At 70.4% G+C, this 11,873-nt stretch carries 13 protein-coding genes; 3 read left to right on the top strand and 10 right to left on the bottom strand.

Annotation, left to right across the window (positions count from 1 at the left end):
* The first annotated feature begins 144 nt into the window (after positions 1-144).
* Together GTW67_RS02600 and GTW67_RS02605 are read left to right on the top strand one after the other, a co-directional pair.
* Positions 145-1,557, top strand: a complete 1,413-nt coding sequence (locus tag GTW67_RS02600; protein ID WP_161163164.1) for an MFS transporter — start codon at positions 145-147, stop codon at positions 1,555-1,557.
* 130 nt (positions 1,558-1,687) lie between these two features.
* Entirely contained in the window at positions 1,688-2,245 is a 558-nt protein-coding gene (locus GTW67_RS02605) for a glycoside hydrolase family 25 protein (RefSeq protein ID WP_161163165.1), read from the top strand.
* A 5-nt stretch (positions 2,246-2,250) separates the two neighbouring features.
* Here GTW67_RS02605 and GTW67_RS38435 read toward each other — a convergent pair whose 3' ends face one another.
* From GTW67_RS38435 to GTW67_RS02655, 10 genes are all read right to left on the bottom strand, one after another.
* On the bottom strand, positions 2,251-2,988 hold the full coding sequence (locus GTW67_RS38435) for an endonuclease domain-containing protein (protein WP_524539737.1): 738 nt from the start codon (positions 2,986-2,988) through the stop codon (positions 2,251-2,253).
* A gap of 133 nt (positions 2,989-3,121) precedes the next feature.
* Positions 3,122-3,334, bottom strand: coding sequence for an EF-hand domain-containing protein (locus tag GTW67_RS02615; RefSeq protein WP_161163166.1), 213 nt, complete (start codon positions 3,332-3,334; stop codon positions 3,122-3,124).
* 59 nt (positions 3,335-3,393) lie between these two features.
* Positions 3,394-4,308 (bottom strand): helix-turn-helix domain-containing protein, encoded by a 915-nt coding sequence (locus tag GTW67_RS02620; RefSeq protein ID WP_161163167.1) that lies wholly within the window; start codon positions 4,306-4,308, stop codon positions 3,394-3,396.
* Positions 4,309-4,370: 62 nt separating this feature from the next.
* Complete coding sequence (locus GTW67_RS02625; protein ID WP_161163168.1) at positions 4,371-4,979, bottom strand: ADP-ribosyltransferase; 609 nt, start codon at positions 4,977-4,979, stop codon at positions 4,371-4,373.
* Between the two features lie 79 nt (positions 4,980-5,058).
* Positions 5,059-6,240 carry a YncE family protein gene (locus GTW67_RS02630; protein WP_161163169.1) on the bottom strand — a complete coding sequence of 394 codons (1,182 nt, stop codon included), beginning with the start codon at positions 6,238-6,240 and terminating at the stop codon, positions 5,059-5,061.
* Positions 6,240-7,037, bottom strand: a complete 798-nt coding sequence (locus GTW67_RS02635) for a polysaccharide deacetylase family protein (RefSeq protein ID WP_161163170.1) — start codon at positions 7,035-7,037, stop codon at positions 6,240-6,242. The genes GTW67_RS02630 and GTW67_RS02635 overlap by 1 nt, the downstream gene beginning before the upstream one ends.
* 101 nt (positions 7,038-7,138) lie before the next feature.
* Entirely contained in the window at positions 7,139-7,642 is a 504-nt protein-coding gene (locus GTW67_RS02640) for an ATP-binding protein (RefSeq protein ID WP_161163171.1), read from the bottom strand.
* A gap of 327 nt (positions 7,643-7,969) precedes the next feature.
* Positions 7,970-8,737 carry an enoyl-CoA hydratase/isomerase family protein gene (locus GTW67_RS02645; protein ID WP_161163172.1) on the bottom strand — a complete coding sequence of 256 codons (768 nt, stop codon included), beginning with the start codon at positions 8,735-8,737 and terminating at the stop codon, positions 7,970-7,972.
* A 125-nt stretch (positions 8,738-8,862) separates the two neighbouring features.
* A complete protein-coding gene (locus GTW67_RS02650) occupies positions 8,863-10,119 on the bottom strand; it encodes a L,D-transpeptidase (protein ID WP_346010537.1) in 1,257 nt (418 codons plus the stop codon).
* A 144-nt stretch (positions 10,120-10,263) separates the two neighbouring features.
* The gene (locus tag GTW67_RS02655; RefSeq protein WP_161163174.1) at positions 10,264-11,520 is read right to left on the bottom strand and encodes an Ig-like domain-containing protein; all 1,257 of its coding nucleotides are present in this window, start codon (positions 11,518-11,520) and stop codon (positions 10,264-10,266) included.
* Between the two features lie 155 nt (positions 11,521-11,675).
* Between GTW67_RS02655 and GTW67_RS02660 the strand changes: the two genes are divergently transcribed.
* A partial coding sequence (locus tag GTW67_RS02660) for a hypothetical protein (protein ID WP_161163175.1) occupies positions 11,676-11,873 on the top strand: 198 nt, incomplete at its 3' end.

Consider the following 11,873-nt stretch of genomic DNA (forward strand, 5'->3'; position numbering starts at 1 on the left):
TTGCCGGGCTGTCCGGCTCGGGGGCGAGACGAGAAGGGCAGCCTCGCGGCGCGTGTCTCACATTGTGGCATCGGTTTTCCGTCAGGCAAGACGGCTGGGATTGTTGCAGGGCACACACATGTTCCACGCGTGAAAGACCGAGCCATGCCCGCATCCGCCGCCGGTTCAGCCGAGGCACCCGTCAATCCGCGGTCCCGTGTCCTCATCGCCAGCCTCATCGGCACGACGATCGAGTTCTACGACTTCTACATCTACGCGACCGCCGCCGTACTGGTCTTCCCGGCGCTCTTCTTCCCGAACAGCGACCCGACCACCGCGCTGCTGTCGTCCTTCGCGGTCTTCGGTGCCGCGATGGTCGCCCGTCCGATCGGGGCCGTCTTCTTCGGGCACCTCGGCGACCGGCTCGGACGCAAGAAGACGCTCGTGGTGTCCTTGCTGACCATGGGCATCGCCACCTTCCTCATCGGCGCGCTGCCCACCTACGCGCAGGCCGGCTGGGTCGCCACCGCGCTGCTCGTGCTGATGCGGCTCGCGCAGGGCTTCGCGCTCGGCGGCGAGTGGAGCGGTGCCGCGCTCGTCGCGACCGAGAACGCGCCCAAGGGCAAGCGCGCCCTGTACGGCACCTTCCCGCAGCTCGGCGCCCCGCTCGGCTTCATCATCGGCAACGGCCTGTTCCTGATCATCGGGGCGCTGCTGCCGTCCGCCGCCGGCGCCGACCCCACCCAGCCCTCCGAGGCCTTCACGAACTGGGGCTGGCGCATCCCGTTCCTGTTCTCCGCCGTGATGGTCGCGATCGGGCTGTGGGTGCGGTCGCGGCTGGTGGAGTCGGCAGTGTTCGCCAAGACCCGCGAGGCCGGCAAGGTGCGGAAACTGCCGCTGGCCACCGTGGTCCAGGGCCACTGGAGGCAGCTGATCCTCGGCACCTTCATCATGCTGGCGACGTACGTGCTCTTCTACCTGATGACCACGTTCTCACTGAGCTACGGACGCACCGCCGAGGACGCCGCCGTGCCCGGACTCGGGTACAGCTACACCACGTTCGTGCTGATGATGATCTTCGGCGTGCTGTTCTTCGCCGTGTTCACCCTCGTCTCGGGCCCGCTCGCCGACAAGTACGGGCGGCGCACGACCCTGATCTGGATCACCGCCGCGATCGTGGTCTTCGGCCTGGTCTGGGTGCCGCTCATCGGCCTGGGCACGCTCGGTGTGGTGCTGTGGCTCGTGCTCGGCTTCACACTGATGGGCATGACCTTCGGCCCGATGGGCGCGCTGCTGCCCGAGCTGTTCCCGACGAGCGTGCGCTACACCGGTTCGGGTATCTCGTACAACGTCAGTTCGATCCTCGGGGCGGCCGTCGCGCCGTTCATAGCGGTCGCGCTGTGGGAGGCCGGTGACGGCTCGCCGTGGCTGGTCGGCGTCTACCTGTCCGCGATGGCCGTGCTGACGCTGACCGCGCTGCTGCTCGGCAAGGAGACCAAGGACGTCTCCCTGGACGAGGGCGAGGCCGCCGGCGACGGTGACGTCACGCCCGCACCGGTCGCCTCCTCCGCCTCCTGAACCGACCGGCGCACGCCGCCTCCGTACACCGAGCGCCCACGCGCCCTGCGTACGGGGGGCCGATGCCGGGCATAACAACAACTCCCGCCCCCAAGGCACTTCAGCCCCAACGGCATCCGAGGGAGTCCTCATGCTGCGCGGCATCGACGTGAGCGCGTACCAGTCATCCAGCTACGGCACGGACGGCCTGTCCTTCGTCTTCGTCAAGGCGACGGAGGGCCGTTCGTACGTGAGTCCGAAACTCGCGGCCCAGACGGACCGGGCGCGCGACGCCGGGCTCGTCGTCGGCTTCTACCACTTCCTGTGGCCCGGGAACCTCACCGCCCAGGCCGAGTACTTCCTCTCCAAGGCGCCGGAGAGGAAGGGCGACATCCTCGCCGTCGACTGGGAGACGACCGGTGAGGGCACCCGTGCGAGCAACGCCGAGAAGGACCAGTTCATCCGGAAGCTGAAGGCACTGCGGCCGGACAACCGGGTCATTCTCTACACGAACAGAAATTACTGGTTGACCGTGGACACCACGTCGTACGCGGGTGATGGCCTGTGGATCGCCGACTACGTGTCGGCCGGCAAGCCGCGCATCCAGGCCAAGTGGCGCTTCCACCAGTACACCGACGACCCGATGGACAAGAATGTCGCTGCCTTCGAGACCAAGGCGGCCCTCAGGGAATGGGCCGAAGGCGCTTGACCCACCTACGCTGCTGCGGGTGGTGACTGCTCCATCCGCAGCCGCTTCGCCGGCGGAACTGCCAAGTAACTGTTCAACAAGCCGAACGTGCGGAGCTCGGACGGCAGGGCTTCATACCAACCCAGCCCATGATGGTTGCAGCGGCTACAGAGCAGCCCCCGTACGCAGGCACCACAACTGCGCCCACCTGGGCAACAGGCATGGTCGTGATCGATATGCATCGTCCCCTCAGCCGATCCCGGAGTGCCGCAAATGGCACACTTCCCTTCCTGACTCAGAAGTAGTTGGTCAACGAACTCCCTGGTCACGTTGTAGTGCCGCAGACGGACGCGCTCCGCGTTGCACGGCTTGCAGTACGGTCGAGGAGCGCCCGAGGCATTGAGCGTCGAGAACTCGGACCGCGGCTTGCGTTGACGACAGTGGAGACACTGGATGGCTCCGAGCTGGACCATCTCCTGAATGGCCCCGTTCCCCCGCTTCTTCTTCAACGGTGTAAGCGGCCGCCCGCTCCGCTGCTGCTGATAGTGCCCCGTGCAGAGCCGCTTGGCCGACACAGCCCTCAGGCACCCATGAACATCGCAGGTTCGGCCTTCCGCCGAGGCCCGTTCAAGGTTGATAGGCGCCAGGAGGCCTCGCCTTCGAAGCTGCGCATAGTGCGTCTTACACAGCCCTTGCGTCAGCGGGTACCGGGCAGATGACCTGCCGCAGACCCACCCGTCCCCTCCAGCACGACACGTCTTCATCGCTCCCCCAACTCCCACACTCAACCGGCTCTTCACGGGAGTAACGAGAAATGCGAACACATGTAACGCCGCCGCCAGGACATACGAACGGGGCGCCCACCGGTCGGCCGGTGGGCGCCCCGTCGGGCGTCGCCTACTTGTTGAGGTGCGCCCAGAACTCGTCGAACGACAGCTGCTTGTCGCCGTTGAGGTCACGGCCGGCGATGATCGCCTCGGCCACCGACTCGGTGACGTTCCAGTCACCGCCCTGGGCCAGCGCGGTCTTGAACTCGGCAGCGGTGATGAACCCGTCACCGTCCGTATCGATCCGCTCGAACTGCTTGCGCGCTTCCTCGATGTCCGCCACCGATCAGCCCCTCATCCGTGCTCCGGTCGTGCTGTCGCACGCCACTGACGCAGGTCAGATTAGCTGCCCGTCCGGGCCTCCAGTGCGGCGACCACCCACCCGAACTCCTCCGCGTAGGTCGGCTGCGGCCCGAGTCCGTTGACGACGGCCGCCAGTTCCCGGTACCGGCCGACGCGGCTGTGCGTCATCGCGGTCAGGCGTTCCCGTACGGCGGCCGGGTCGGCGGCGCCGAGCAGCGGGCGCAGCACGTCCGCGGCCTCGGGCGCCTCGGGGGCGATGTCCCTTTGCAGCGCGTCGCCCGCGAGCTGCACGAGGCGGCTGACGAACCACATGGAGGTGCCGGCGGGGACGTCCGGCCCCCGGTCGGCCGCGTTGAACTCCACCATCCTGCGCATCAGCGCCCGGAAGCCGGGGTCCTGGATCAGCTCGGCCAGTTCCACCCAGGCGTCGACCTGCTCCGGCGTCGGATCGTCGGGCAGCGTGGGCGCCGTGAACCGCAGCCGGCGGCGGACGTCGGGGTCGGCCGTGTCGATGCCGTCGAAGAGCTCCGTCATGAAGTCGTCGACGATGCGGGCGCGTTCGGCTGCGGACAGCCGGGCCAGTTTGTTCATCAGGGTCATCTCCTCGGCGGTCGAGCCGCGTCGTGCCACGGTCGACAGCACCGCACGGGTCACCTTCAGCGAGCTGATCTGCGCGTCCAGCGCGCTGACGTGCGCCGCCGCGACCTGCGCGACCGTCGTCTCGCCGGACAGGATCCGGCGCACGTCGGCCAGGCCGAGGCCCAGTTCGCGCAGGGTGCGGATCAGCTCCAGGCGAGCGACGGACGCGGCGTCGTAGAGCCGGTAGCCCCCGCTGGAGCGGGCTAGCGGGGGCAGGGCGCCCTCGTCGGACCAGTAGCGGATGGTGCGCACGGTCAGCCCGGTGGCGCGCGCCAGCTCACCGATGGTCATGAGTCCGGTGCCGTCGTCGGTCATGCCGAGGAGTCTGGGCCCTCCAGTGGGTGGAGACTCAAGCTCCCCCCACCGGAGGCGGGTGGTCAGTGCCAGGGCTGGTAGTGGGGGTTGCTCTCGCAGTCGGTCATGATCTCGGTCTTGGTCTGCTTGTCGACCGGGCAGACGCCGATGATGTACTGGCGCTGGATGCCGCCCGGGAAGGCGACCTCGACCTGGTCGGCCCACTTGTGGGTGTCGCCGATGGTCTTGTTGACGTCGACGCCGCCGGGGGCGTCGATGTAGTAGTTGTAGCCGGACTTGTACCAGGTCTTGTACAGGTCGTGGTCGTACGTCGTCGACACGTACGGCGAGGGCTGGTTGACCAGGACGTACTTCTCGATGTCGTACTGGCCGTCGCGCACGTCCTTGGCGTGGAAGCCCTCCTCGAAGACGATCTGCGGGCCCCTGCTGTCGCTGCGGTAGAGGGTGCCGCAGGTGGTGCGCCAGACCGGTTCGGGCGTGATGCGGTCGATGTCGACGTCCCGGTCGGCGGCGGCCGTGGTCTTGTCGTCGAACTGGGGGCAGGCGGGGGCGGCCTTCGCGGGTGCCGCCGCCGGGGCCGCCGAGCCGGGGGCGGCGGCGGAGGTGGCGAGGACGGCGGTCAGGGACAGGACGGCGGCGGCGGCCCGGTGCCGCAGGCGTGTGGTGATCATGGGCGTACGATCCCGGCTCCGCGGCGCCGGGCCGCGGATCGTCACCCGATGGTGGCGTGTTGGCCGAACCCCTTTGCCGTCAGCGGAAGATGCCGGTGTGGCCGAGCGAGTAGCGGCCGGGCTGCGGGTAGACGGCGAGGCCGTGCGGGCCCTGCCCGACCTTGACGCGGGCGAGCTGTTCGCCGGTGCGGGTGTCGATGGCGTACACCTCGGCGTCGTAGCGGCCGGTCAGCCACAGGACCTTGCCGTCGGCGGAGACGCCGCCCATGTCGGGGCTGCCGCCGCCGGGCAGGCGCCACTTCGCGGTGAGTTCGTCGCGGGTGAAGTCGAAGACGGAGACGGTGCCCTCGCCCCGGTTGGAGACGTACATCTCGCGGGAGTCGCGGCCGACGTAGAGGCCGTGGGCGCCCTTGCCGGTGGGCAGGAGGGTGGGGGTGGCGAAGGTGTCGCCGTCGAGCACCCACATGCCGTCGGCCTTCATGTCGGCGATGTAGAACTTCTTGCCGTCGGGCGAGATCTTGACGTCCTGCGGCATGGCGCCGTCGAAGGGGAGTTTCTGCTGGGCGACGACCTTCATCGCGCGGGTGTCGACCTTGAGCAGTTCGCCGCTGAACTCGCAGGAGACGATGAAGTAGCGCCCGTCGGCGGAGAAGTCGGCGTGGTTGACGCCGTAGCAGGTGACGGGGACGGTCTTCTTCACCTTCATGGTGTGCGGGTCGCGGAAGACCAGTTCCCGGTCGAGGGAGGCCATCACGACGGCGTACTTGCCGTCGGGGGTGAAGTACAGGTTGTACGGGTCGTGGACGTCGACCGGCTCGCCCGCCTCGCCCGTCCGCGGGTCGATGGGGGTGAGGGTGTTGCCCTTGTCGTTGTTGACCCACAGGGTCTTCAGGTCCCAGGACGGCACCACGTGCTGGGGTTGCCGGCCGACCGGGATGGTGTCGATGACCTTGTAGGTCTTCGGGTCGATGACGGTGACGGTGTCGGACTCGGTGTTGGGGACGTAGATCCGGGAGGGGAAGTCCTTGACCACCGGGGAGAGTTTGTTCGGGCGGTCGGCTGCGTAGACGTCCTTCGGGTCGAGGACGGGCGGCATGCCGGGCAGGCCGTCGACGGCGGGCCCGCGCTCGGCGGGGGTGGCCTTGGCCGCGCGGGTGCTCGGGGGTGTGCCGCCGGACTGCCGCTGTCCGTCTCCGCAGGCGGCGAGGGCGGCGAGGGTGAGGGCGGCGATCAGGGTGCGGGTGAGGGTTCGGGCGTGCATCAGCCGATCAGCTCCGTGGTGGTCACCGCGTGCAGTCCGCGGCGGTCGAGTTCGTCCAGTAGGGCCGGGAGCGCGGCGACCGTGTCCGCGTAACCGAAGTGCAGGCTCACCACGGACCCGGCGCGGACCGCGCCGAGCACGGTGCGGGTGACGGCGGGGGCGCCGGGCGAGGTGAAGTCGAGGGAGTCGACGTCGTAGGACAGGACGTGCGGGTAGCCGGCGCGGACGGCCAGGCGTTCGACGAGCGGGGAGGCGCGGGCGGCGCGGGAGGGCCGGAACCAGGTGCCGATGGAGCCGGTGAGGCGTCGCAGGCGCCGGGCGCAGCCGGTGATCTCGGCGTACGCCTCGGCCTCGGTCATGGCGTTGACGTCCAGGTGGTGCTCGGTGTGGTTGCCGAGGTCGTGGCCGCCGTCGAGGATGCGGCGGGCCAGTTCCGGGTGGGCGTCCAGCCAGGTGCCGACGGCCAGTACGGTGACGCGGGCGCCGTGCCGTTCGGCCTCGGTGAGGATCGCGCGGGCGGTGGCGGGGTCGCCCTGGCCGTGGAAGGTGAGGGCGACGCGGGGGCGGTCGCGGGGGCCGTGGGCGACCTGGACGGGGTGGCCGGGGAAGCGGCGGGGCGCGGGCGCGGTGGGGGCGGCGGGCGGACGGGACGTGCGGGGCGGGGCCGGCGCGGAGCCGGAGGGGTGCGCGGCGGGGTGGGCGGCGGCGCCCTTGGTGCCGCATCCGGTGGTCAGCGCTCCCGCGGCGACGAGTCCGGCGCACGCGGTCAGTGCGGTTCGGCGGTCGGTCGTGGTCACCGCACCATTTAAGGGGGGGTTGTACAAGAAAACAGGTGATTCGTCCGAACGGTGGCCGGTCCCGCGGGCGGCTCCTCGCCGGACGGTGTCTGGGCGCGGGGTCAGCGGTCGGTGACCCGCATCTCGAACCAGGTGGTCTTGCCGCGTGGCAGCAGGTCCACGCCCCAGCGGTCGGACAGCTTGTCGACCAGGAAGAGTCCGCGTCCGCTGATGTCCGTCTCCTGGACCGGCATCAGACAGGGCAGCCCGCGGGAGGGGTCGCGGACCTCGACGCGGATCCAGCCGGGGCGGCGGCGCATGTGGAGGCCGAAGACGCGGGCGCCGGTGTGGCGTACGGCGTTGCCGACGAGTTCGGAGACGAGCAGGACGGTGTCCTCCGTCACCTTGGGTGACAGGTGCCACTGGCGCAGGGCCACCACCTGCGCCAGACGGCGGGCGATGGCGGCGGACTCGGGGCGGGACGGTAACGGAATGTCACGCTCCGTCGGGTTGCCGTACAGCTCCAGCGCCTTGAGCGCGAACTCGTCCTCGACCGCCGGCGACCAGCGCGCCGCGGTCGCACGTCCGGCTCCCCGCGGCTGTTCCGTACCCTCCAGCCCCGCCATGCCCCCATCATGGCGGCCCTTGCCGGGCTCCGGGGTGGTTCCTCGTGAATGCGCCGGCGCAGAGCCGGGGGGTCCCGGGGGGCGTCTGGCATGTGCCAGGGGCAGTTCGGGATCGCGAACAGCGTCGCTGACCTGCGCGGACGGCTCGGCCGGAGACAATCGGCGGACTCCCTCGACAAGGCGCGCTTAATGGTGCGTTAAGGCTGCCATAAACCGCCTTGCCGAGGGACCCGGATGAGACATCACGTCAATTGCAAGGGGGACGACCTGTTTAGGTCGACCGGTTCGGGACGACCTGTTCGGGTCGGCCGGTTCGGGACGGCCGGCTCAGACGAACTTCGCCTTGCCGGGGCCCTCCTCCACGAAGCTGCGCATGCCGCGCTCGCGGTCCTCGGTGGCGAACAGGCCCGCGAACCAGTTCCGTTCGACGGCGAGGCCGGTCTCGATGTCCGTCTCCAGGCCGGTGTCGATCGCCTCCTTCGCCGCGCGCAGCGCGATCGCGGGGCCCTTGGCGAGGCGGGCGGCCCAGGCGTGCGCCTGCTCGTACACCTCGGCGGCGGGCACCACGCGGTCGGCCAGGCCGATCGTCAGCGCCTCGTCGGCCTTCACCTGGCGGCCGGTGAAGATCAGGTCCTTGGCCTTGGAGGGGCCGACCAGCCGGGACAGGCGCTGGGTGCCGCCCGCGCCGGGGATCAGGCCGAGCAGGATCTCGGGCTGGCCGAACTTGGCGTTGTCCGCGGCGATGCGGAAGTCGGCGCAGAGGGCGAGTTCGCAGCCGCCGCCCAGCGCGTAGCCCGTGACGGCGGCGACGACCGGCTTGGGGATGCGGGCCACCGCGGTGAAGGAGTCCTGGAGGGCACGGGCGCGCGTGATCATCGCCGCGTGGTCCATCACCTGCATCTCCTTGATGTCCGCGCCCGCCGCGAACACCTTCTCGCCGCCGTAGATCACCACGGCGCGCACGTCGTCGCGCCGGGTGGCCTCCTCGGCGAGCTCCTTCAGCCGGTCCTGCGTGGCGATGTCCAGCGCGTTCATGGGCGGACGGTCCAGGCGCAGCGTGCCGACGCCGTCCGCGACTTCGAGGTGTACGGTCATGCTCCGCAGGTTAGCGGGCGTTCACTCGCCGCGGCAGTCGCGGGTGCGTCGTCAGGTCACGGCGGTGGTGGGTTGCTCGCGCAGTTCCCCGCGCCCCTGCGGGGCGCGGGAGTCGCTCTGCCCTGTTACGCCTTCCACTGCTCCCACGGCATGTTCCAGCCGTTGAGGCCGTTGTCCGGGGCGATGGTCTCGTCGTTCGAGTGCTTGACGACCACCACGTCGCCGATGAGCGAGTTGTCGAAGAACCAGGCGGCCGGCGTCTTGCCGTCCCAGCCGCCCTGCACGTCGCGCAGGCCGACGCAGCCGTGGCTGGCGTTGCGGTTGCCGAAGGCGTCGCCGCCCCAGTAGTTGCCGTGGATGAAGGTGCCGGAGGTGGACAGGCGCATGGCGTGCGGGACGTCCTTGATGTCGTACTCGCCGCCGTAGCCGACCGTTTCGCCGTTCATGCGGGTCACGGCGAGTTTCTCGGTGATGACCATCTGGCCGTTCCACGTCTCGTACCCGGGGGCGCCGGTGGTGACGGGGATGGTCTTGAGGACCTTGTCGTCCCGGACGACCTGCATCGTGTGCTTCTTGGCGTCCACGACGGAGACCTGCTTGCGGCCGACGGTGAAGGAGACGGTCTTGGTCTGCTTGCCGTAGACGCCCTCGCGGCCCTCGACGCCGTCCAGGGCGAGGTCGACGGTGACCTTGGTGCCGGCCTGCCAGTACTTCTCCGGGCGGAAGTCCAGGCGGTCGTTGCCGAACCAGTGGCCCTCGACCTCGACGGCCGGCTCGGTCCTGATGCGGATGGCCTTCTCGACGTCATCGGGGTGGGTGATGCCCCGGCTGAAGCGGATCGAGAACGGCATGCCGACGCCGACCTTGGAGCCGTCCTCGGGGGTGAAGGTGCCGGTGAAGGTGTTCTTCGGGGTCAGGGTGGTGAAGCGGGAGTCCTCCGCCGCGGTGCGGCCCTCGGCGTCCTTGGCGACCGCGTGCACGGTGTAGGCGGTGGCGGCGGCCAGGTGGGCGGACGGCGTCCAGGTGGCGCCGTCCCCGGATATCGTCCCGTCGACCTTCGCGCCCCCGGCGTCCTTGACGACGACCTCGGTGAGCCTGCCCTTGGCCGCGGCGACCTTCAGGGCGCCGCTGGTGTCGACGGCCTTCGCCCCGTTGCTCGGGGCGATGGTGACGACCGCCTCGGACTGCTTGCTCTGCGCCGCGGTGGAGTCCTTGCCGCCGCCCTTGCCGTCGCCGGACCCCGGGTCCGTGCCGCCTCCGCCGCAGGAGGTGACCGCCAGCAGCACGCCGAGCACCAGTGCCGGCAGTCCCCTGCGTGTTCCCCTGCCGTTCCGCCCCCGGATGCCGGCCGCCGACGTCCCCGATATCGGACGCACGCTCACCTTGTCTCCCCTCGCCGGGCCTGGTCCGGCCCGCGCCCCAGTGCGCACACTCGCGCACCGGCGCATCGTAACCGCAGGCCAGGGACGTTGCGGCCAGAGGAATTGTCACTGTTCCGTACCGAGTTGGGGCCGTGCTGCCCCGGGTCAGCGGACGGCGCCGCCCGCCTTCCACGCGGTCCAGCTCATGTTCCATCCGCTGAGGCCGTTGTCGGGGGCGACGGTCTTGTCCTTGCTGTGCACGACCTCGACGACGTCGCCGACGAGGCTGCGGTCGAAGAACCAGCCCGCCGGGGTGTCGGACCCGCCGCCCTTGACGTCGCGCAGGCCGACGCAGCCGTGGCTGACGTTGGCCCGGCCGAAGGTGTCGGCGGGGGCCCAGTAGTTGCCGTGCAGGAAGGTGCCGGAGCTGGTCAGGCGGATGGCGTGCGGGACGTCCGGGATGTCGTACTCGCCGCCGAAGCCGACCGTGCGGCTGTTCATGCGGGTGACGTCGAGCAGCTCGGTGATCACCATCTTGCCGTTGTAGGTGGGCGTCGTCGGTGCCCCGGCGGTGATCGGCACGGTGGCCAGCAGGGTGCCGTCGCGGCGCACCTCCATGGTCCGCTCGACCGCGTCGACCCGCGAGACCTGGCTGCGTCCGACGGTGAAGGAGAACGTCTTGTGCTGGAGCCCGTAGACGCCGGGCGCGCCCTCCACGTCCCGCAGGTTCAGGGCGACGGTGACCTCGGTGCCGGGCTTCCAGTAGCTCTGGGGCCGGAAGTCGAGGCGGTCCTTGCCGAACCAGTGGGGGCGGACCTCGGTCGCGGGCTTCGCGGTGACGGAGACGGCGCGTTCCACGGCGGCGCGGTCGGTGACATCCCGGTTGAACTCCAGCGAAACGATCATGCCGGTGCCGACGACCGAGCGGTTCTCGGGGGCGGTGTAGGCGATGAAGCGTTCCTCGGGGACGTGGGTGGTGAAGGTGGTGTGCCGGGCGGAGCGGCGCCCGTGGGCGTCCAGGGCCACGGCGTCGACGGTGTACCGCGCGGCCAGGGCGAGCCGGTCCTCGGCGGGCTTCCAGCTGAGCCCGTCGGCGGAGATCCGGCCCGGTACCGGGGTCTCCTGCGCGTCCTGCGACTTGACGACCTTCACCGATTCCAGGCGCCCCTCGGGCACCCGCACCGACAGTTCCTTCTCCGGCCGGACGTCCTTGCTCGCGTCGTCCGGGGTGACGCGGATGACGTCCTCGGGGGCGGGCGGCTTGCCGAACACCTCCCCGATGCCGGAGCCGATGCCGGAGCCGATGCCGCTGCCGCTGCTGCCCGAGGTGCATCCGGCGGCCCCGGCCAGCAGTCCTGCCCATGTCATGACGGCGGCCAGTACGGCCCCCGCGCGCCGTGCGCGCCCTTGTACGTGCCTCACATCCACCCGTAACGACCGGCCGGCCCTGGGGAAACGTGAGTGCGAGCCACGGGGTGGGCAGAACAGTGGGGAGGACGACGCGACGGGGAGCAGCGGCCGGGACGCCGTACGCCCTCCTGCCGGACGTCGTCCCACGAGCCGTGGGAGGCTGACAGGTGTCCAGCGCAGCCGAGCAGGAGGCGGTGGCCGGGAAGCGGGCCGCCGAGGACGGGCGCCCCGCCGTCGTGGTGAACGGTGCGCGGCGTGCCGCGCCGCCGCCCGCCGTGCCGGCCTGGCCGGGCACGCCGGTGCCGCTGGGCGCCCGGTTCCGGGCGGGTCCGGACGGGGTGGCCGGGACCAACTTCGCGCTGTGG

Source organism: Streptomyces sp. SID5910 (assembly GCF_009862125.1).
In the GTDB taxonomy this organism is placed as follows: domain Bacteria; phylum Actinomycetota; class Actinomycetes; order Streptomycetales; family Streptomycetaceae; genus Streptomyces.